This window comes from Halomonas halodenitrificans DSM 735 (assembly GCF_000620045.1).
In the GTDB taxonomy this organism is placed as follows: domain Bacteria; phylum Pseudomonadota; class Gammaproteobacteria; order Pseudomonadales; family Halomonadaceae; genus Halomonas; species Halomonas halodenitrificans.
In genome coordinates this window covers 113,401-134,343 of the sequence record NZ_JHVH01000008.1, presented here as the reverse complement: position 1 = coordinate 134,343, position 20,943 = coordinate 113,401, and the positions used below count along the sequence as shown (strand labels likewise).

The following is a 20,943-nucleotide window of genomic DNA, read 5'->3' as shown; positions in this document are numbered from 1 at the left end:
ATATGACCGATCCACGCCGTTATACCCCGGCCGCGGCGCGCAACCGCCAGCCGATTCTCGAGGTGCTGCAAGAGGCCCTGCCCGAACGCGCGCGCGTGCTGGAGCTGGCCAGCGGTAGCGGCGAACATGCCGTGCACTGTGCGACCGCCATGCCGGGCTGGATGTGGCAGCCCAGCGATCCGACGCCCGGGGCCCTGGCGTCCATCGCCGCCTGGCGTGACCAGGCGGGTCTGGCCAACCTGGCCGAACCACTACGCCTCGACGCCACCGCCGCCGACACCTGGCCGGCGGGGCCCTTCGAGGCGATCGTGGCGATCAACCTGATCCATATCTCGCCCTGGGCGGTGACCGAGGCCCTGATGGCCCGCGCCGGTGAGCGGCTCGTGCGTGGCGGGGTGCTCTGCCTCTATGGCCCCTACCGTCGCGGCGCGGACCACACCGCCCCCAGCAATGCCGCCTTCGATGCCGACCTGCGCCGCCGTGATCCCCGCTGGGGCGTGCGCGACCTTACGCGGGTCGTGGCCGAAGCCGAGGGCCACGGGCTGCGCCTCCAGGCCACGGTCGAGATGCCCGCCAATAATCTTGGCGTGCTGTTCGTCCGCGATTAGCGGGCCTCGGGTACCTCGCCGGGCTCACGGTAGCGAGGCGGCGCATTTTCCCGCTCATCGCGCGTCAGGGTCTCGTCGTCTGTGGGTACGCCCCAGACCGTCTCATTGTCGCGATCCGGGTAGGTGTAGGTCGTGCAGCCGGCGAGCACCGTCATCGATAGCGCACAGAGAAAAATCGGCAAGCGTGTCATGGAAGGCTCCCATAGAGCAGTGATCGGTTGATCCAGCATGCTGCCGCCCGATGGCGCCCCAGGGCAAGTGCCGAATGCCGTACCGGGCCGACCGATTTCCTCGCCTCATTGCATCTTTTGCAGTGCCTCGCGAATGCGCGGCAGGATGTCGTCGAAGCGGGGGCCATATTTTTCATAGACCGGCTCCACGGCGTCCCGGAAGGCTTCGCGGTCGGGGTCTTCTACCACGGCCATGCCGGCGTCGCGGAGCTCGTCGAGCTGTGCGTTCTGCATGGCGCTGTTTTGTTCACGAGCGTAGGCGGAGGCCTTTCGCGCGGCTTCCAGCACCAGTGCCTGAGCGCTGTCGTCGAGCTGTTGCCATACTGGCATGCCCATGATAAAGACGGCAGGCGCGTAGATATGTCGAGTCATCGAGAGGTGTGACTGGGTCTCGGCCAGATTAAAGGCATGGATGGCGTTGATCGGGTTTTCCTGGCCGTCGATGGTGCCCTGCTGCAGCGCGGTCAGCGCTTCCGTCCAGGCCATCGGGACGGCGTTGGCGCCCAGGGTGCGAAAGGTATCGACATAGACTTCGTTCTCGACCACGCGCAGCTTCAGGCCCTCGAGGTCTTCCGGCCCGTGCACCGCCTGCTGGCTGTTGGTCACGTTGCGAAAGCCGCGCTCGGCATAGGCGAGCCCCTTCAGGTTGACTTCCCCGAGTCGGTCCAGCAATGCCTGGCCTATATCCCCATCGAGAATGGCGTAGGCCGATTCCGCGGAGGGGAAGAGAAAAGGCAGTTCGAAAACCGAGAATTCCGGCGCGAAGTTGGCCACTGGCCCGTTGGTAATGACGCCCATGTCCACGGTGCCGATCTGCATCCCTTCGAGGAGCGTGCGCTCGTCGCCGAGGCTGGCATTCGGGAAGATCTCCACCTCGATATTGCCAGAGGATTCCTCTTCCAGATAGCGGCGAAAGTGGTCTGCTGCAATGTGATAGGTGTCTTCGGTATTGACCACATGGGCAAGACGCAGTGTATAGCTGTCGCCGTCATAGGCCAGAGAGAGCGGGCTCGAGACGAGCGCCGCCGCGGTCAAGGTGGTCAAGGTCAGGCGCTGGCTGAGTGTCTTGGTCGGCATGACATATCCTCGGCATGATGTTGACGGGTTGTGATTGTTTTCGCGCTTGTATCGCCCGAACGTACCCAATCCCTGTAGAAGGGTCGAATGCGCAATTTTTATGGATACATTCGCCACTTGGATAGTGCAACGCTTCCTGGCGACAGCGCTTGAGCGTGTTGCGAGGCGCGGTTAGTCTCAGGCTCCAGGCAGGGGCCGTATCCGGCGCTGCATGGCCCGATTCAAGGGCCTGAACACATGCCCTGAAGGGGGAAAGGATGCAGACAATATTAAATGAACTGGCCGAGATCGTTGGCCACGACAACGTCCTGACCGGGACAAGCGTCAGCCAGCGCAGCGTGGATTGGTTCTCGGGGCTTGCCTGCGAGGCCGGCGCCATCATTCGCCCGGCAGACACCGAAGAGCTCAGTCGGGTCATGGCCTGCTGTCATGCGGCGGGTCAGGCGGTTGTGACTCATGGTGGATTGACCGGGGTCGTCCATGGCGCCGTGACGGCGCCCGACGAGCTGGTGGTGTCGCTGGAGCGCATGACCGCCATCGAAGACATCGATGTGGTGGGCGGGACCCTCACCGTTCAGGCCGGGGCACCACTGCAGAGGGTGCAGGAAGCCGCTGAAGAGGTCGACATGCAGTTCCCCCTCGACCTCGGGGCACGCGGCTCCTGCACCATCGGCGGCAATATCGCCACCAACGCCGGCGGGGTTCGGGTGATTCGCTACGGGATGATGCGCCAGCAGGTGCTGGGCCTGGAGGCCGTGCTTGCCGACGGCACCGTGGTGAGCTCGCTCAACCAGATGCTCAAGAACAACGCCGGCTACGATCTCAAGCAGCTTTTCATCGGCAGCGAGGGCACCCTGGGGATCGTCACCCGAGCGGTGCTCCGGCTGCAGCCGCGCCTGCCCAGCGAGCAAACGGCCCTGGTGGCGGTGCCTTCCTTCAGCGCGTTGACGACACTTCTCAACCTGGCGGCGCGTCGCATCGGGCTGAGCGCCTTCGAGGCCCTGTGGCAAAGCCACTACCGGCTGATGACCGAAGAGAGCGGCGCCTACCCGCCGCCGCTGGCGACGGATTCGCCCTTCTACGCCATCATCGAGAGCCAGGGAGCCGATGTCGAAATCGATACCGAGCGCTTCCAGGCATTCCTGGAGCAGGCACTGGACCAGGGGCTGATTACCGATGCGGTACTCGCCGGCTCCGAGGCACAGCGCCAGGCGATCTGGGATATTCGGGAAGACATCGAGGTGTTGGTGAAGCAGTTGGCCCCGATGTTCTCCTACGATGTCAGCCTGCCGATTCCGGCGATGGAAGACTATGTCGCCGGGCTGGAGCGACGGCTGGCTGACGCCTTTCCCGAGCAGGGGCGGCTGGTGGCCTTCGGCCATCTGGGCGACGGCAATCTGCACATCATGATCTCGGTGCGAGATGATCGACCGGAGAGTCGTCGGGGGGTCGAACGCCTGGTCTACGAGCCCCTGGCGGCCATCGGTGGATCGATTTCCGCCGAGCACGGCATTGGTCTCGAGAAATGTGATTACCTGAGTCTCAGCCGCAGTTCAGCGGAGCTGGAGTTGATGCGACTGCTCAAGCGGACCCTGGACCCTGGCGGGCTGCTCAACCCCGGCAAGATATTCGGGGCGTCGACGCCTTGAAGCTTCCGCCTCGAGGGGCTTGACCCGGCTGGTGCACGATCATCACTTACCGCCCCCGGGTGTCGGCATGAGTACGTGGGCGGCATCACGGAGTCGCCCACGTAGCCAGGCGAGCCCCGCATCCTTGGGTCGACGGCAGTCAATGAGCAGGCAGAGGCGAAACGGCTCCACTTCCAGGGGCAGGTCGTAGAAGCGCAACCTGTCGCGTCGGCATAGCAGGCGGGCCGAGCTTCTGGTTACCACCGCCAGCAGCCGGGTCCCGGGCAGCAGGTCGGCGAGCGGGGCCACCTGTGGTGTTTTGGCGACAATGCGCCGCTGAAGTCCACGCCTGCGCAGTACGTCATTGATCAACAGCGGGCTGTCTTCCCGGTGCGAGAGTGCTACCTGGGGAGCGGCCAGGAAGGTGGTCATATCCAGGGCGGGGGTGTCGCCATAAACGGCGGGATCGCCCACGCAGCCGATGGGGTCATCGCTCAGGTGATCGTGGGGCAACTGCAGCGGCAGTGAGTCGAGCTGTACGATGGCGGCATCCAGGTCATGAGCCTCCAGGCGCGACTGAGCCTGGTCCTCATGGGCGATGCGTATTGGCAGCCAGTTCAAGCACAGGCCGGGGGCGTGGTGGAGGGTATGGCTCAGCAGTGCCGGCTGAAGGGCGCCGCTGACGGCGTCGTCGCACACGCCGATGCGAAACTCCCGGGTCGAGGTAGCCGGGATGAAACGCTCGTGCTGGGTCAGGGCGCGGTCGAAATGGAAGAGTCCATCGTCGATGCCCGCCTGCATCTGATGCGCGAGTGGGGTCGGCGTCATGCCGTCGGCGCCCTTGATGAACAGCGGGTCGTTCAGCAGTTCACGCAACTTGCGCAGTGAATGGCTCAAGGCCGGCTGGCTGAGGTTCATGACCTCGGCCGCCAGTGTCAGACTGCGATGCTGATAGAGGGTGTCGAACACCAGCAGCAGGTTGAGATTGACGCCGCGCAGCCGGGACAGCCGCGCGGCGTGCCAATCGTTTCTATTTGCCATGCGGCGTCAGGCCCCCGACCAGCCAAGCAGGATGGGCACGTATACCACCAGCATCAGGACCGCGACCAGACCCAGCAGGTAGGGCATGATGGCGCGGGTGATGCGCTCCAGGGGAAGCTGAGTGACCGACGAAGCCACGTACAGGTTGATCGCCACCGGCGGGGTGATCATGCCGATGGCCAGCCCCATGACGATGATCAGCCCGAAGTGGATCGGATCGATGCCCAGCTGGGTCACCAGTGGCAGCAGCACCGGTGTCAGGATGATCAGGGCACTGGCGGTCTCGATAAAGACGCCGGTCAGCAGGATCACCGCCACTACCAGCAGCATGATCACCAGGGGATCGGTGGAGAGCGAAAGCACCGCCTGGGCGATGGCCCCGGGAACTTGCCAGCTCGACAGGGTCCAGCTGAGTATCGCCGAGGTGGCGATGACCAGCATGATCACCGAGGTGGTGATGGCCGAGCGGATGAGGATGCGGTAGACGTCGGGCAGCGTCAGGTCGCGGTAGACGAACAGCGATACCAGCAGGGCATAGTTGACCGCCACCACCGCCGCCTCGCTGGGGGTAAAGATCCCCGAGAAGATGCCGCCGAGGATGATCACCGGGGTCATCAGTCCCCAGCTGGCGCTCTTGAAGGTACGCCAGATGGTGGCCGCCGACAGGGCAGTGCCGCGGGGGTAGTTGCGGCGGTAGGCCTGCACGATGGCGATCACGGAGAGCCCCAGGCCCATGGCGATGCCCGGCAGGATACCGCTCAAGAACAGCGTGGATACCGACTGCTGGGCGATCACGGCATAGATGATCATCGGCACCGAGGGCGGGATCACCACGCCGATGGTGCCGCTGGCGGCGATCAGGCTGGCCGCCGAGGCGGGTTCGTAGCCCTTCTTGCGAAGCTCCGGCACGAGGCTGGCGCCCACCGCCGCGGTGGTGGCGGCCCCGGAGCCCGAGATGGCGGCGAAGAACATCCCGGCGCCCACGGAGACCATCGACAGCCCGCCCTTGAGGAAACCGAACATCGAATCGGCGAAGTCGACGAGCTTCTCGCTCACCTTGCCCTGGGCCATCAGGTCACCGGCGAGGATAAACATCGGCACCGCCACCAGGGCGAAGGAGTTGATGCCCTGGAACATCTGCTGGGTGACCACCATCAGTGGCACGCCCTGGGCCTTGAGCGCCACCAGGGTGCTGGCGCCGATGGCCAGGGCAATGGGCACGCCCAGCAGCATGAAAATCAGGAACAGTAGAAAGAGCAGGGCGGTCATGGGCGCTCCTCGTCGTCAGCCGCGGAGGCGTGGGCATCGCCCAGCGCCAGGCCGGCGATATCCACCAGGGCGTACCAGGCCATGATCGCCGCGGAGAGGGGGATCACGGCGTAGACCCAGGTCATGGAGAGACGCAGCGAGGCGGATTTCTGAAAACTCTGGACCTGCATGTAATCCCAGCCGATCAGGATCAACGCGAGGAGAAAGCCCAGAGCTACCAGCAGCGCGGCGATCCGGGCCAGGCGCCTGGGTAGCCCGGGCAGGGCGTCCACCACGAAGGTCACGGCGATATGCCGCCCTCGATGGAATGCCAGAGTGGCCGCCAGGAAGGTGATCCATATCAACAGGAAGCGGGCGACCTCTTCGGTCCAGCCCACGGCGGTAAAGAGCACACGCGAGACGATCTGCAGGGTGATCACACCGATCAACGCCGCCATCGCCGTGAAGACCACGGGCGAGATAACGGCGTCGAGGGCGCGTTCACTCCATCGCAGCGGACGCAACAGGGAATGGGCGAGGTCAGACACTTACTTCAGCGCCTCCTGGATGCGCGGCAGGTAATCGCCGAACTGCTCGCCGTACTTCTCATAGACGGGAATCACGGCTTCCTGGAAGGCGGCGATATCGGGGTCTTCGACGATCTGCATTCCTGCCTCGCGCAGCTCGGCCAGCTGCTCGGCCTCCAGTTCGGCGTTGACCCGGCGCTCATGCTCGGCGGCCTCCTGGGCGGCCTGGGCGATGACCGTCCGGGCGGCCTCCGGCAGCTCGCCCCAGGCCGGCATCCCCATCACGAAGATCGCCGGCGCGTAGGTGTGGCGCGACAGCGTCATGTGATCCTGGGTCTCGAAGAGCTTGAAGGAGTGGATCACGTTGACCGGGTTTTCCTGGCCGTCGATGGTGCCCTGCTGCATGGCGGTGAGGGCCTCGGTCCAGGCCATGGGCACGGCGTTGGCACCCAGCTCGCGGAAGGTGTCCACGTAGACCGGGTTCTCCATCACGCGGATGCGCAGGCCGTCGATATCCGCGGGGCTCTCCACCGCACGCTCGCTGTTGGTGAGGTTGCGAAAGCCGCGTTCGGCATAGGCCAGGCCCTTGAGGTTGACCTCGGAGAGGCGACCCAGCAGCTCCTGGCCGATCTCGCCGTCGAGCACTTCATAAGCGGCTTCGGGGCTCGGGAAGAGGAAGGGCAGTTCGAATACCGCCATCTCCTCCAGGAAGTTGGCGACCGGACCGTTGGTGATCAAACCCATGTCGACGGTGCCGATCTGCATGCCCTCGAGCAGGGTGCGCTCATCGCCGAGGCTGGCGTTGGGGTAGAGTTCGATATCCACCTTGCCGTGGGTGCGCTCTTCCACCAGTTCCTCGAACTTCATGGCGGCGATATGGAAACCATCCTCTTCGTTGACCACGTGGGCCATGCGTAGCGTCGTCGGGTCCATGTCGGCGAAGTCGTTGGCCTGGGCGGTGGCGGCCACGCCCAGGGAGACGGCGAGCGCCAGGGTGTTGCGGATAAAGCCGTTCATTATTTGTTTCCTTTGTGTGTCAGAGCGTTACGATTCTTGCATTAAAGCATGCACCGCCCTCGAGATGCCGGTCAATTATCGCCTGCGCCCCAGCCAATAACGATGACCGTGGCGTTCGGGGCGGGACTCCACCAGCGGCTCGCGAGGACGGTAGGGGCGCGAAGACGACGGCCTGGGTCCCTGTCGTTCGGCCAGCGCCATCAGTCGTTGTACCCGCTCGGTGGTGGGCGGGTGGGTCTGCAGGTAGCGCAGCCACCCCGGCAGCTGTTGGCGACCGAACAGGGTCGTCAGCCAGATGCCATTGCGCCGTTCCAGGGTCTCCAGAGCATCGGCCAGCCCCTGGGGGTCGCGAGTCAGCGTCATCGCCTCCAGGTCGGCGGTGAACTCGCGGTTCCGTGACAGGGCAAGCTGCAGCAGGGTGCTCGCCAGGGGGGCCAGACCCACCGCCAGCAGCTCCAGCCAGGGCATGCGAAACTCCCCGGCCATGGCCGAGGGCAGCATGGCGATCAGTGCCAACTGCACCAGCATGGTTCCCCAGACGGTGAGGCGTGTCATGGTGGCGGCCATGGACATCACCCGGGTATCGCCGTGGCGCAGATGGCTCACCTCGTGGGCGAGCACGCCGGCAAGCTCGCGCAATGGCAGGTTCCGCAGCAGGCCCTCGGTTACCGCGATGCCCCCGTCCCGGGCATCCCCCACCGCGAAGGCGTTGAGATCCGGTGAGGGCACGTAGAACAGTGCCGGCGGCTGGGTGATGCCCGCTCGCCGATAGAGCAGGGCCATTACCCGGTAGAGCTGGGGGGCCTGATGCCGGTGCAGTGCCCCGGCGCCGGTGCGCGCCAGCACCAGTCGCGCCGGTATCCGTCCGCCGAGATAGAGCGTCAATATCACCAGGCAAAAGGCCCACAGCACTCCCGCACTACCGGCCAGCAGCCAGGCGGGCACGGCGAGCAGCAGCGACATGCCGGTGAGTATCAGCAAATGTTGTAGTGTGTTGTGCAGGCGTTGGGCGCCGAGCCGAGAGATCATGGCCTCCTCCTGGGGGCATCAGGGTACCACCGGAGGCCCGGTGCAGGGAGTGTGACGCCCCCGTGCCGTTAGCAACAACACTTGGTTACCTTGCCGCAAGAAATGTGAAAGCCGCTGGCGGGGATTGCGCAGAGGGTCGTAATCGTTTTGTATTCATGGGGTAATCAACCCGGAGGAATACCATGTCCCTGCCAATTGAATCCCGCGAAGTATACGAGCGCCTGGTGCATGAAGCCGAGGCCCAGATTGCTGCACATGAGGCCATCATGGCCTATATCGATTAGGGGGTCCTCGACCAGGGAGGGTCATCACCCGTCCCCAATTGAGATGATGCAGCGCCTCCGGCACCATGGGCGCTTACCGGCACTGGACCGGTGATGGGCATGCCAACGACCAGGGACGCGACATGGGCCAGCTGCTACGCATCGTGATGATCCACGGCCACCTCGAGGGGGTGGTCGAACTCAGTGTGGAGGGCCACACGAATATCTGCGGCACCAATGCCTCGGGCAAGACCACCCTCCAGCGGCTGGTGCCGGTGTTCTACGGTGAATTGCCCAACCGGGTGGTGCCGCGCACGCGCCTCAAGTTCGACGCCTTCTATCTACCGCACCGCAACAGCTACCTCGTGTATGAATACCGCCGCGAGGAAGGAGACGTCTGCCAGGCGGTGCTGACCCGCCGCGGCGAGGGTGGGGTCGAGTATCGCTTCCTGGGGGATGCCTACCGCCCCGAGGACTATCTGGTCGAGAGTGATGCCGGCGTGACGGCCCTGGACTACGCCCAGTGGGCCAGCGGCCTGCGGCGGCGGGGCGTGTCGGTCTCCCCCAAGCTGGGGGCCACCTCCGAGTACCGCGCGGTGATCCAGAACGACTTCACCCAGACGGGCACCCAGCCCCGGGGCAACCGCAAGGAGGGGCTGCGCCTGCGTCAGGTGGCCGCCCGCTTCAGCCTGGTACGCCCCGGCCAGCGCATCCGGCATATCGAGAAGCTGGTCTCGGCGGTACACGCCAAGGAGGGCAAGATGGACACCCTCAAGACCATGCTGGCGGCGATCTTCGAGGAAGATGGCGTCGAGCTGCCGGTGACCCGCATCCGTAACACCAAGGCCCGGGAATGGATCGCCCGCATGCGCCAGTCCATGCGCCTGGAACCCCTGCAGCGCTCGCTGGGCGAGCTGGAGCGCCGGGATCGCGAGATCGCCGACCTGGAGGCCTCGCTCTGGCAGTTGAAGCCCCAGCTGGAGGCCGATCGGCATCGCGCCGAGCGCGACCGGGCCGAGCATGAGGCCGAGATTCAGCGGCGCCAGCGCGACTTTCAGGCCCGGGAAGCCGCCTACCGGGAGCAGCGTGACGCCTTTAACGACCGCGCCAGCGAGCTCGACAGCGAACTCGACCAGACCCGGGGTGTGCTGGATGATCTGCAGCAACAGTTCGAGGCCTTCGAGGCCGCCGATATGCCGGGCCTCGAGCAGGACCTCAAGGCGCTGCCCCAGTGGCGCGAACAGCAACAACAGCTGCGTGACCACCTGGAACTGATGCAACAGGCGGTCAAGGCGAGCAAGGCCAAGTTGGAGGCGCGGCTGGTGGAGCTCGGCGACCTGCTCGAGGCGCGTCGCGACGAGCTCCAGGCGCTGATCGATGCCCTGGGTGAGGAGAAGGACACCTGCCGCGACCAGCAGGTCGATGCCGAGGGCCGCCTGGACGCCGACTACCAGGCCCGCCGCCAGGCGCTGGATGATGACTACCGCGCTCGCCTGGAGCAGGTGACGGCGCGTTTGGCCGAGCTCAAGGCACAGCTGGCGCATACGGCCCAGAGCCCCGAGGAGGCCCGCGAGGCGGAGCAGGCCCAGGTCCGGGTCGATCAGGCCCAGAGCGAGCAGGCATCCGCCGCGGCGGCCATGGAGCAGCTGCGCGGCGAGCTCGACGGGCGCAAGCAGGAGCGTGACGCCGCCGAACAGGAACTGGAGAGGGCCCGGGCCCGCCGCTCCCGCGCCGAGGCCCGGCTGGCGACTCTTCAGGTCCAGCGCGATCCCGCCCAGGGCAGCCTGCGTCACTTCCTGCGCCATCATCGCCCGGGCTGGGAGCAGACCCTGGGCAAGGTGGTGGCGCCGGCGCTCCTGGAGCGGCGTGACCTCGCCCCCCAGTTCAACGAGACGGCAAGCGATGACCTCTTCGGCCTGACGCTGGACCTGGCCGCCATCGACGCGCCCGACGATGCCCAGGAGGAGGCCGAGCTGCTGGCCGCCATTGCCACCGCCGAGGCGGCGCTGGACGAGGCGAATGAAGAGGAGAAGGCGGCCGAGAAGGCGCTACGGGCCGGTCACCAGAAGGTCCAGGAGGCCGATGCCCGCCTCGAGCGTGCCCGTACCGCGCGTCGCCGGGCCGCCGAGGAGGTGGATTACGCCCTGCAGGCGCGTAGCCAGTGCCAGCAGCGCCATGCGGCGGCCCAGAAGGCGCGTCAGGCCGCCTGCCGTGAGTCGCTGGCGGAACAGGAGGCCGCCCATCAGGCCCTGCGCGATGAGCAGCGCCAGGCGCTGGAGGCGCTGGCCGACGGCCACCGTGCCCAGCGCCTCGAATTGACTGCCGATTTCCAGGCCCGCCTGGCCGGCTTCGATCAGCAGGTCCAGCAGCATCGGCGTCAGCTGGCCGAGCACAAGGAGGAGCACCGCCTGCAGCGTGATGAGCTCACCGCGGCCTTCGACCGGGAGCTGGCGGAGCAGGGCGTCGACCCGGTCAGCGTGCGGGAAACGCGTTCACGCATGGAGGCGCTGGCCGGGCGCATTCGCGACACCGAGGGGCGCCGCGAGGAGCTCGATGCCTATACGCGCTTCATGCGCGTGGAGTGGGGGGAACGCAAGCCGCGGCTGGTGGAGAAGGACGCCGAGCTCACCCGGGAACGCGATGCCCTGGAGCGCCGGCGCCACCAGCATCGGGCCGACTTTCATGCCGCCCGGGACGAATATCGAGCCGCGGCGAGCGAGCTCACGGCCCGCCGGGATGCGGCCAAAACGCTGGTGGAGACCCTGGCGCCACTGCTCGACAAGCTCGAGGCCCTGGCCCTGGCGGCGGCCCCCGAGCCTCTCGGCGAGGCGCCCGGGGACACCCAGGAGCGTATCGAGCGTCTGCGCCAGGGGCTGACCGATCATGGGCGTGAGCTGGAGGCCCTGCGCCGCGGCTGCGAGACGCTGGAATCCGAGCTGATCAAGGGCGCCAGCGCCGACTTCCAGGACACCCTGGAGGCCGAACGGGCCCGACTCGATGGCGAGAGCCCGCGCCGGTTGCTGCCGGTGATCGCGGGCATGCTCAAGCTGCTGGAAGGCCAGCAGGAACAGCTGCTGCAGGAGGGGCGCAACCTCTCCGACGATCTCGACAAGTTCTTCACCGTCTTCAGCGACCTCAACCGGCGCATCAGCGCCCAGAGCCGGCGCCTGTCGGACGAGGTGGCCGACGACCTCAAGCTCGAGGGCATCGGCCGGGCCGAGGTGAAGATCCAGTCCACCATCGACGAGCTGGGCTTCTGGGAGCCGCTCAAGCGGTTCTCCCGGCGCTACCGCGAGTGGCGTGATTCCGGCCAGCCGCTCCCCGGTGACGACTATCTCGACACCCTGGCCGACGTGGTGGAGCTGCTGCGCAGCGACCAGCAGTACAGCTTCGAGAGCCTGCTGCGCCTGGAGCTGCACCTCAACGAGGGCGGTACCGACCTGGTCATCCGCAACGATCGCCAGCTGCTGGAGTCCTCCAGCCACGGCATGGCCTATCTGATCCTGTGCAAGTTCCTGCTCGCCTTTACCCGGCTGCTGCGTGGCCCGGCCGAGATCGCCATTCACTGGCCCATCGACGAGATCGGCACCCTGGCCTATCACAACGTCGAGAAGCTGTTCGACGCCTGTGACAACAACCGTATCCATATCGTCGGCGCCTTCCCCAACCCGGAGTCGGACGTGCTGCTGCTGTTTCACAACCGTTACCTGATCGACCGCGACGCGGCGGAGCCCACTCAGCGTCGGCTCAAGCGAATCGAGCCGCGCCTGAGTCGCCTGGCCCAGCGTCTGCAGGCCCGCGCCGAGGAGGTGGCATCATGAGCGAAGCGATCCAGCCGGCGACGGCCGGCGAGGCTGAACGGTCGGAAGGCCATGAGCTCGGGCGCTCCCTGGTGAGCCATGGGCCCTTGATCGAGCGGCTGCTGGCCGGCGAGTTTATCTGTGCGGTCAGCGACGAAGGCGCGTTTCGCCACCTGCAGGATGACGCGACGCGGGAGCAGATCGATGCCTATCTGCGCCCGCTCAACCGGCGGCTGGCCACCAATCACGAGGGAAGCGTCGTCTTCCTGGCCTGGCGCGCCCTGGATGAAGGCGCCCGGGAACAACTCTCCCGTCAGCTGGCGGAGACCGTCAACAGCCTGCTTCCGCTGCTGGAGTGGCTGCAGCTGGTGCAGGAGGCGCTGGGCCGGGATGGCCCCGCCGCCCCCGGTGATGTGCTCAAGCCCGCCGACTTCAGCTCTCGCTGCGAGGACCACCAGGGCCTGCGCGAACGCCTGGAGCGCCTGGCGAGCGACCCCTTCTTCGGCTCCCAGAGCGACCAGCTCGACGCCCAGCTCAAGCAGGTGTTCAAGCGGCTCAAGGAGCATGGCTATCTGCTTCAGCCCCACGCCGATCGCCAGTATTACCTGGTCACCGCCAAGGTCGACTACCTTATCGACCTGGTTCGCTTTATCCGCGACGAGGAGAACCTGCCGGTGGATGACCAGGCGCCGAGCGGCCAGGAGAGCCTGCTGTGAGCGACGCCCCTTCACACGCCCTGGAGAGCCGCCTGATCAGTACCGGGGTCGAGCGGCTGGCGCTGCTCGGCAAGTACGCCGAGGCCTTGATGGCCGGCTACGCCCGGGATGAGGTGCCGGTGGAGACGCTCAGCACCACGGCGCTCAATCGGCTGCTGGCGGCGCGCATCCTGTGGCGCCCGGACGAGCAGGGCGGGGTCAAGCTCGCCCCCAAGGTGCGTGAGCTGGTCGCCGAGATGCTCGCGGACGAGAGTCGCCGCCACGTCAACGCCGATGTGGCCGAGACCCTGGAGCTCTTGCGCAGCCTGGTACAGAGCTACCGCGAGGCTCGGGACGGTGGAGAGTACTGGCGCCAGGAGCAGCAGCTATTGCGGCTTCGCCAGGAGGTGGATGACCTCAACGGCCGCTTCGCCGACGCCATCGATAGCCTGTGGCGACGCTTCAACGGCGACTTCGGCTTCGTCAGCCGCCTGGGCGACAAGATCCGCGAGAATGAGCGCGCCCAGAAGCAGATCGTGCGCCTGCTCGATGGCCTGGCACTGATCGACTTCGACGAGCTGATCGAGCTGGTGGGCAGCGACGGCGCCCTGCGCAAGCTGCTGGTCAGCGGCCTGCAGCATCAGCTGACCCAGCACTACACCAGCCTGCGCGAGGTGCAGCGGCGACTGGTCGAGCTGATGGCGCGTTTCCGCCAGCAGCAGTCGCGCAGCCGCCTGGTGGCCGGCATGGCCGGCTTCCTGCGCGAGCATCCCGGCTTCGTGCCCGGCAACTATGCCCGGCGCGGCGAGGTGCCGGCGCTGGTCAACCAGGCCACGCCGCTGGTCGCCGCCGGCGCCGCCGCCCTGGATCACCATCCCGATAGCCGCGCGCTCACCGAGCTGTTGCATCGGCTGCCGCGGCCCGCGTCGCGTCCGGAGCCGGTAACCGCCGCCGGCGTTGCCGCCCCCCAGGAAGACGCCCGGGTCGCCGCACGCCAACAGGCGCTCAAGGAGGAGGTGGAGCGCTTCTATCTCGCGGTGGTGGACGGCGACGAGGCGCTGAGCGCCCTGGAATATCGGCAGGCAGGCGAGCTTGAATGGGACGAGGAGATCTGGCTGTTCCAGGTGATCGCCGAGTTCCAGGGACTGCCCCGCAACGAACAGCGCGCCTTTCGCCTGAGCCAGCAGGAAACCCAGGCCAGCCCCTATAATCATCTGAGGCTGATCCACGACGTCGTCGTGCAACTCGCGTGAGGTTTCCATGCTGCTATCGAAGATGTTGCTATCCAACCGCGCTCGTCATCTGCTCCGCGATACCCTCGGGGAGCTGGCGACTCGACCCAGTATCGAGAAAAGGCGTGGCCCCGTCATCAACGCCATCGTCGACTGGTGTCAGGCCCAGGACATCGAGCTGGGGGCGCGGCTCTCCCATCGTCACCTGCGGCTGGACGCCGAGCTGCTCGGCCGGATCGACGAGACCCTGGTCGACCTGGGCGAGCCCGCCCTGGCCGTCGACCTCGCCGGCCTGAGCACGGCGGAGCAGGCGGCGTATGGCAATCGCGAGGCCAAGCCGGTGCGCGAAACGCCCCGGGAGCAGCGGGTGCTGGCCAGCCTGCCGGGGCAGGGTAAGCGAGCCGGGCTGATCGAGCGCGAGCGCGAGATGGTGGATGTCGACTGGCGCGATATCGATCTCGACGCCTTCGAGGCGCTGGTGCAGGTCGAGAACCTGGATGGTTTCTATGACGTCTCGCCGGCGATTCCGGCGCTGGACCCCTGGGGCGCCGTGCTGGTGCTCTACCGTGGCGATTACCACTACAGCGGCGGCTTCGCCAGGCTGGCCGAGGCCTGGGCCCGAGGCGGCAAGCCGCATCTCTACCTGGGCGACTTCGATGCCAAGGGAGTGGGGCTCGCGCTTTCAAGCGGCGCCACACATTTGCTGATACCGCCGCTGGCCATGCTTGCCGAGCGGGCCAATGCCCAGCACCAGCCGGCCGAGCAACTCGGCGACCAGCCACGACTGCGCGCCCACGCCGCCGGATTGCCCGACGGGCACCCGCTGGTCGGCCCCCTGGCGATTCTGTTGGGCGAGCAGCGGGGCCTGCGTCAACAGTGGTTGGGCAGCGCCGAGCACTGGGAGCGGATAGCGCTCCATGCCTAGCGGCCTGTCATGTCTCGCTGAGTCGGCACCTTGACGCCGTCACACCCTGAATTCCCTATTCGGATAACGCTACCGTGGAACTCCTCCAACAGCTCGATATGCAGCATGTCATGACCGGCCTGATAGCGCTTCTACTGGGCTTTCTGGCCGCCTTTACCCTCCAGCAGGGTCGGATCACCGGCACTCGCCGCGAGCTGGATGCCGCACGGGATGCGCTTCACGCCCAGCAGCTGGAAGGCCGGGAACAGGCGGTGGCGTTGCAGGTGGCGGAGGGCGAGGTGGAGACTCAACGCGAGGCCGTCGAGGCCCGGGCCCGCGAACTCGATCGCTTCCGTGACGCCTACTATGCGCTCAAGCAGACCCACGGCGAGCTGACCACTCGGATGGAAGAGAAGGAGGCCCATTTCGCCCGTCAGCTGGCCTGGGTGGAAGACAGCAAACAGCAGCTCAAGGTGGAGTTCGAGAATCTCGCCAACGAGCTGCTGGAGCAGAAGGGCAAGGCCTTCACATCCCTCTCCGAGCGCAGCCTGGAGGGGCTGCTCAAGCCGTTCCAGGAGGAGATCAAGGGTTTCCGCGACAAGGTCGAGACCCTGCATACCCAGGAGACCGCCCAGCGGGCCAGCCTGACCACCGAGCTCAAGCACCTGCAGCAGCTCAATCGCGATATCACCGACCAGGCCGCCCAACTGACCGAAGCCCTCAAGGGGCAGAAGAAGGTGCAGGGCAACTGGGGTGAGTTGATGCTGGAGAACGTGCTGGACAGTGCGGGGCTACGCGCGGGGGAGGACTACCAGCGCGAGAAGAGCTTCACTACCGAGCAGGGCAAGCGTCGTCCCGATGCGCTGGTCTACCTGCCCGAGGGGCGTCATCTGGTGATCGACGCCAAGACCTCACTCGCCGCCTATCTCGAGTACGTCAACGCCGAGGATGAGTGGGTCCGCCAGCGGGCGCTGGCCGACCATGCCAGCGCCGTGGGCGCACGCATCGAGGAGCTGGCCGACAAGCACTACTATGACCTGCCGGGCCTTAACTCCCCGGAAGTGGTAATCATGTTTATTCCGGTGGAGTCGGCCTATATCGAGGCGCTGCGCCACGATGCGACCCTCTATCAGCGGGCCATCGAGCGCAACGTCCTGGTGGCCACACCCACCACGCTGCTCACCAGCCTGAACATCGTCAGCCAGCTTTGGCGGTTCGAGAACCAGAGTCGCCACAGCGCCGAACTGGCCAGGAAAGCCGAGCGTTTTCACAGCAAGCTCGCCTCCTTTCTGGAGAGCATGCAGGACGTGGGCAAGAAGCTCGACGGCGCTCGAGAAAGCTACGACAAGGCGCTGGGGCAGTTGGTCAACGGCCGCGGTAACCTGGTCAAGCAGGCCAGCGAGTTTCGTGAGCTGGGTGTGGCGGTGAAAAAGGAACTCCCCGCGGAGGTGCTGGAGCGGGCCAGGCTGGAAGTGGGAACCGTCGCTCCCGCACCGGAGGTGGAATCGGCCACCGGGGACGAGCGTTAAATGCCCCGAAGGGGCGAGTCGGGATAGACTGGCGTGTAGTGAACAGAGACAGGGACTTTAGAGAACCGACATGGCCTTTCGTTTCCAGCGCCGTATCCGCCTGGCGCCCGGCGTTCGCCTCAATCTCAGCAAGCGGGGGCTCGGCCTTTCCGTGGGGCCGCGGGGGGCCAGCCTCAGCGTGGGGCCCGGTGGTGTGCATGGGCATGCGGGGGTACCCTGTACCGGCCTGGCCTATCGCCGGAAGCTCGATGGCAGCGGCAAGGCACAAGGCCAGCGCAAGGGAGCGAGTGGCTCCCGGCGCAGCGAAGCCGCGAACCTCGAGGCGCTGCTGGGCAAAGGTGGCAGCCTGGCGGTAGCGCTGGAAGTCGACGACAGCGGCCAGGTTCGCTACTTCCACGGCGATGGCACGCCCATGAGCGATGCCGAGGCAAGAGTCGTGCGCCGCCACGCCGAGCAGGGCCTGCGCGAGCAGTTGCAGGCCTATTGCGACCGGCTGAATGCGGATCTCGACCGGCTGGGTCGGCTGCATGAACAGACGCCATCACCCGAATCCAACGGCTATGTGGTCAGTGAGTTTGCCCAGGCGCCTCCGCCGCCGTTCCAGCCACAACCGCCGGCATGGTGGCATACGCTGTGGCCACCGGCCCGGCGCCGCCTCGAGGCGCGCAATGCCCGCCTCAAGACGGAGTTTGACGAGCGTTACCGCGCCTGGGAGTGGCGCAAGGCCGAACACGATGCCGCCGAGTTCTCCCGGTTCCGCCGCGAGAGCGATGGGGTGTGGGATGATCCGGATGCCATGGAGGCCACCCTGCGCGAACGGCTCGAGGAAATCGAGTGGCCGCGGGAAACGCTGGTCGATTTCGACCTCGGCAGCGATATCTCGACCATTGCGGTGGATATCGACCTGCCCGGCGAAGGGGAAATACCGGATCAGTACTGGGCCATGCCGCCCAAGCAGCTCAAGCTTTCGCCTCGCCGGTTAAGTGCCACCCGCCAGCGCGAGCTCTACCGTGACCACGTGCACGGCATCGCCTTTCGCGTGCTGGGGGCGGTGTTTGCCCGACTGCCCGGGGTCGAGGAGGCGCGCGTCTCGGGCTATCGCCAGGCTATCGACCCGGCCACCGGTGGCGAGTTTGAACAGTACCTCTACAGCGTCAAGGTCACCCGGGAGCAGTGGGAGGGGATTCAGTTCGACAGCCTCGACCGGGTCGACCCGGTGGCTGCCCTGGAAACCTTTACCCTGCGCCGCGACATGACCAAGACTGGAATCTTTCGCGATATCGAGCCGCTTAAACTTATTTGACTCTCCGTTGCGGCTGGAGCTGAGCCCGGTCAAGGTGGTGCCACCAGCTTCTTGATAATCTGGAATCAGTTGATAACAAGGGCGCCATGGCATTCCGCTGGCGCCGGGATGCCCCTCGGGAGGAAGCTGTTATGAAGGTCCAGCACTGCATCGATCGCCCCCATGAAGCCGGCCGCATCGAGGTCTACGGCGATGAGCCCTATGAATGGCGTGTTCTCGACCATGCCGAGCAGGTGGTGCGCGACAGCGCCGCCAATGGCACCGGAGATGGCGGCTACAGCTCGGTACAGGTAGCGCTGCGCGATGCTATCGACTTCGATGCCGACGACAGCGTCGTGCCCATCTTCTTCCGCCATAGCGCCGACGCCGAGCTCGAGAACGCCGCCCAGGCCCAGCGCAGTGCCGGTAGCCTGCGGGATATGGCCCAGGCCCTGAAGAGTGCCATCAGCCAGGCGCGCCTGGATAGTCGCCATGCCACCGATGATGAGGCCCAGGACTACCTCGACGCCCGCATCGAGGCCATGGAGCGCATCGTTCAGGAGCTGGAAGAGAGCGCCGGGCGGCTGATGGTGCTAGGAGCGTCCGAGGCGTAAACTGGCCAGCGACCACGATGCTGGAGAGAGTCTTGTGAGCACAGAGTACGAGCCCGAACTGATCCAGAGCCCTGTGAGCCAGGCCGTCACCTATGATGGCCACACGCTTCAGGTCGAAATCTACCGCCTGGAAGGGGAGCCCGACTGGGTGTTGGAGGTCGTCAACGAGGACGGTGCCTCTCACGTCTGGGACGATCGCTTCGTCAGCGATCAGGCCGCCCTGGAGGCGGTGCATGAGGCGGTCAGCGAAGAAGGCATCGACGCCTTTTTGGGTTGATATCTTTCTTGATCGGGGCGGGCTCTGTTACCGGCACCCGTATTGGCTGTCTCTTTACCACCTGAAATGAGTCCAACGAAAAACGGCCACTTGCTCTATGAGCTAAGTGGCCGTTTTTGCTAGTGTTTTCTGGTCGGAGCGACAGGATTCGAACCTGCGACCTTTGCAACCCCATTGCAACGCGCTACCAAGCTGCGCCACGCTCCGACTCGCGTTTTCGGTTTCTGGGCCGTGCGGCCTGTCTCCCGAGAACGAGGCGTATACTAGCGCGTTAGCCGGCAAATGAAAAGCCTCTTTTACACTTTCTTTTCAGATGCTTGGGCAGGGCAGCTGGGGTGTACACGGGACATGCTCTATGATGTTCGCGATTGGCGCAGCGTGTGGGGCGTTGTCCGGTTCGCAGAGGAGAGTCGTCGTGCCGTTGATCATGGGAATGAGCGTGCTGCTGGCTTGCCAGTTTCTGGGGGAGATGGTGGCGCGTGGCCTGACGCTACCGGTTCCGGGGCCGGTGTTTGGCATGGTGATCCTGCTGGTCGGGCTGCTGGTGATGGGGCGGGTACCGACTGGCCTGCGCATGGCGGGGGAGGGATTGCTGCGCTACCTGACACTGTTGTTTGTGCCGGCGGGAGTGGGGCTGATGGTGCATTTTGCGCTTATCGGGCGCGACCTGTGGTCGATTCTGGTCACTCTGATGGTGTCGACGGGGCTGACCCTGGCCGTCACGGCCTGGGCGCTGGATCGGCTCAATCGGCGCCGGGGAGGGGAAGGGCAATGAGCTTCACGACGCTGGATCAGTTGTGGGTCTATCTCTCCGGTAATCCGCTGCTCTCGCTGCTGATGACGCTGCTGGTATTCGGCCTGGCGGTGCGCATCAACCGCGCGCTTGGGGGAACGCCGCTGGTGCATCCGGTGACGCTGTCCATCGCCATCCTGATCGGCCTGCTGATGCTGGTGGACATGGATTACGCTACCTACTTCGAGGGGGCGCAGTTCATTCACTTCCTGCTCGGGCCGGCCACCGTGGCCCTGGCGATACCCCTGTATGACCATCGAGAGCGGGTCCGGCGCCTGCTGGGTCCGCTCACGATGGCCTGTCTGCTGGGCATCGTCACGGCGGTGGCCAGCACCCTGGGCATCGCCCTGGCGATGGGCGCGCGCCTGGAGACGGTGCTCTCCCTGGCGCCACACTCGGTCACATCCCCCATTGCCATGGGGGTGGCCGAACAGATCGGCGGCATTCCCTCCCTGGCGGCGGGGCTGGTGCTGCTGACGGGCTCCATCGGCTGCGCGTTGTCGCCCTGGGTCTTTCGCCTGCTGCGGATTCAGGACCCGGCGGTGCAGGGGGTTGCCTTGGGACTCACGGCCCATGGCTTCGGTACCGCCCAGGCCTTCGCCCGTATCGGCGCCGTGGCCGGCGCCTTCTCGGGCCTGGCCATGGGCCTCACGGGCCTTCTTACCGCCTTCCTGCTGCCGGTGATGACCCGCCTCTTCGGCCTGGGTAACTGACAAGGCGCCCGGAAGGGCGCCTGATCATTGGGTCGGCGGTTGGTGTCGACTGGCTAGATCTTCTCCCACAGTCGCTTGCGGAAGTCGTGGCTAAGCCGTGAGGCCTGCTCGAGGCTTTTCATCTGAGCGTCGCTCATCTCCTTCACCAGCGCTTCATAATAGGCCTTTACCTCTTCCGGGGTCGTGGGCTGGGGGCCGTCGAAGGTCCTGGCGATTCTCTCGCCGCTCTGGGCGATGGCCATCAGGAATTCCGCCTCGAATTGCAGGGCCTCGGCGAGGTTCTCCAGCCAGGCCTGCTGAAGGCGGACCATGGGATTTACCCCCTTCGGCCACTGTTGCTGCCACCATTCGAGCATCGGATTATCAAAGGGATTCTGGGACACGGTGACCTCCTGGTTGATACGCCAGCGGGTTAAGGATGCGGCATGCGCGTCGT

At 65.8% G+C, this 20,943-nt stretch carries 20 protein-coding genes and 1 tRNA gene; 12 read left to right on the top strand and 9 right to left on the bottom strand.

Annotation, left to right across the window (positions count from 1 at the left end; translation table 11 throughout):
* Nucleotides 1-2 precede the first annotated feature (2 nt).
* Nucleotides 3-608, top strand: coding sequence for a DUF938 domain-containing protein (locus Q358_RS0105785; protein ID WP_027961185.1), 606 nt, complete (start codon nucleotides 3-5; stop codon nucleotides 606-608).
* On the opposite strand, the gene Q358_RS0105780 is transcribed toward Q358_RS0105785, so the two are convergent.
* Nucleotides 605-799 carry a hypothetical protein gene (locus tag Q358_RS0105780; RefSeq protein WP_043487718.1) on the bottom strand — a complete coding sequence of 65 codons (195 nt, stop codon included), beginning with the start codon at nucleotides 797-799 and terminating at the stop codon, nucleotides 605-607. The genes Q358_RS0105785 and Q358_RS0105780 overlap by 4 nt on opposite strands.
* A gap of 105 nt (nucleotides 800-904) precedes the next feature.
* Complete coding sequence (locus Q358_RS0105775; protein ID WP_027961183.1) at nucleotides 905-1,915, bottom strand: TRAP transporter substrate-binding protein; 1,011 nt, start codon at nucleotides 1,913-1,915, stop codon at nucleotides 905-907.
* A gap of 257 nt (nucleotides 1,916-2,172) precedes the next feature.
* Between Q358_RS0105775 and Q358_RS0105770 the strand changes: the two genes are divergently transcribed.
* Nucleotides 2,173-3,564, top strand: a complete 1,392-nt coding sequence (locus Q358_RS0105770; RefSeq protein WP_027961182.1) for an FAD-binding oxidoreductase — start codon at nucleotides 2,173-2,175, stop codon at nucleotides 3,562-3,564.
* Nucleotides 3,565-3,606: 42 nt separating this feature from the next.
* Here Q358_RS0105770 and Q358_RS16660 read toward each other — a convergent pair whose 3' ends face one another.
* From Q358_RS16660 to Q358_RS16650, 5 genes are all read right to left on the bottom strand, one after another.
* Nucleotides 3,607-4,584, bottom strand: a complete 978-nt coding sequence (locus Q358_RS16660; protein ID WP_051530204.1) for a LysR family transcriptional regulator — start codon at nucleotides 4,582-4,584, stop codon at nucleotides 3,607-3,609.
* Nucleotides 4,585-4,590: 6 nt separating this feature from the next.
* Nucleotides 4,591-5,853 (bottom strand): TRAP transporter large permease, encoded by a 1,263-nt coding sequence (locus Q358_RS0105760; RefSeq protein WP_027961181.1) that lies wholly within the window; start codon nucleotides 5,851-5,853, stop codon nucleotides 4,591-4,593.
* Nucleotides 5,850-6,380 carry a TRAP transporter small permease gene (locus Q358_RS16655; RefSeq protein WP_043487717.1) on the bottom strand — a complete coding sequence of 177 codons (531 nt, stop codon included), beginning with the start codon at nucleotides 6,378-6,380 and terminating at the stop codon, nucleotides 5,850-5,852. Before Q358_RS16655 ends, Q358_RS0105760 begins: the two co-directional genes overlap by 4 nt.
* A complete protein-coding gene (locus Q358_RS0105750) occupies nucleotides 6,381-7,376 on the bottom strand; it encodes a TRAP transporter substrate-binding protein (RefSeq protein WP_027961180.1) in 996 nt (331 codons plus the stop codon).
* 75 nt (nucleotides 7,377-7,451) lie between these two features.
* The gene (locus Q358_RS16650) at nucleotides 7,452-8,405 is read right to left on the bottom strand and encodes a zinc metalloprotease HtpX (RefSeq protein ID WP_043487716.1); all 954 of its coding nucleotides are present in this window, start codon (nucleotides 8,403-8,405) and stop codon (nucleotides 7,452-7,454) included.
* 406 nt (nucleotides 8,406-8,811) lie between these two features.
* On the opposite strand from Q358_RS16650, the gene Q358_RS0105735 reads away from it, so the two are divergent.
* From Q358_RS0105735 to Q358_RS0105700, 8 genes are all read left to right on the top strand, one after another.
* The gene (locus tag Q358_RS0105735; protein WP_027961179.1) at nucleotides 8,812-12,489 is read left to right on the top strand and encodes an ATP-binding protein; all 3,678 of its coding nucleotides are present in this window, start codon (nucleotides 8,812-8,814) and stop codon (nucleotides 12,487-12,489) included.
* Between the two features lie 68 nt (nucleotides 12,490-12,557).
* A complete protein-coding gene (locus Q358_RS0105730; protein ID WP_027961178.1) occupies nucleotides 12,558-13,184 on the top strand; it encodes a condensin complex protein MksE in 627 nt (208 codons plus the stop codon).
* Nucleotides 13,181-14,416, top strand: a complete 1,236-nt coding sequence (locus Q358_RS0105725; protein WP_027961177.1) for an SET domain-containing protein — start codon at nucleotides 13,181-13,183, stop codon at nucleotides 14,414-14,416. The genes Q358_RS0105730 and Q358_RS0105725 overlap by 4 nt, the downstream gene beginning before the upstream one ends.
* 7 nt (nucleotides 14,417-14,423) lie before the next feature.
* Entirely contained in the window at nucleotides 14,424-15,320 is an 897-nt protein-coding gene (locus Q358_RS16645; RefSeq protein ID WP_245598277.1) for a DUF7281 domain-containing protein, read from the top strand.
* Between the two features lie 74 nt (nucleotides 15,321-15,394).
* Entirely contained in the window at nucleotides 15,395-16,828 is a 1,434-nt protein-coding gene (locus Q358_RS16640) for a DNA recombination protein RmuC (protein ID WP_245598276.1), read from the top strand.
* Between the two features lie 70 nt (nucleotides 16,829-16,898).
* A complete protein-coding gene (locus Q358_RS0105710) occupies nucleotides 16,899-18,131 on the top strand; it encodes a DUF4236 domain-containing protein (protein WP_027961176.1) in 1,233 nt (410 codons plus the stop codon).
* A gap of 131 nt (nucleotides 18,132-18,262) precedes the next feature.
* The gene (locus Q358_RS0105705; protein ID WP_027961175.1) at nucleotides 18,263-18,724 is read left to right on the top strand and encodes a hypothetical protein; all 462 of its coding nucleotides are present in this window, start codon (nucleotides 18,263-18,265) and stop codon (nucleotides 18,722-18,724) included.
* A 34-nt stretch (nucleotides 18,725-18,758) separates the two neighbouring features.
* Nucleotides 18,759-19,001: a hypothetical protein gene (locus Q358_RS0105700; RefSeq protein WP_027961174.1), complete on the top strand. Its 243-nt coding sequence runs from the start codon at nucleotides 18,759-18,761 to the stop codon at nucleotides 18,999-19,001.
* 130 nt (nucleotides 19,002-19,131) lie between these two features.
* Here Q358_RS0105700 and Q358_RS0105695 read toward each other — a convergent pair.
* Nucleotides 19,132-19,208, bottom strand: a tRNA-Pro gene (locus Q358_RS0105695).
* A 208-nt stretch (nucleotides 19,209-19,416) separates the two neighbouring features.
* Between Q358_RS0105695 and Q358_RS0105690 the strand changes: the two genes are divergently transcribed.
* Nucleotides 19,417-19,776, top strand: coding sequence for a CidA/LrgA family protein (locus Q358_RS0105690; protein ID WP_027961173.1), 360 nt, complete (start codon nucleotides 19,417-19,419; stop codon nucleotides 19,774-19,776).
* On the top strand, nucleotides 19,773-20,507 hold the full coding sequence (locus tag Q358_RS0105685; RefSeq protein ID WP_027961172.1) for an LrgB family protein: 735 nt from the start codon (nucleotides 19,773-19,775) through the stop codon (nucleotides 20,505-20,507). The genes Q358_RS0105690 and Q358_RS0105685 overlap by 4 nt, the downstream gene beginning before the upstream one ends.
* A gap of 53 nt (nucleotides 20,508-20,560) precedes the next feature.
* Here the strand turns inward: Q358_RS0105685 and Q358_RS16635 are convergent, their stop codons facing one another.
* The gene (locus Q358_RS16635; protein WP_156940862.1) at nucleotides 20,561-20,890 is read right to left on the bottom strand and encodes a hypothetical protein; all 330 of its coding nucleotides are present in this window, start codon (nucleotides 20,888-20,890) and stop codon (nucleotides 20,561-20,563) included.
* Nucleotides 20,891-20,943: the final 53 nt, after the last annotated feature.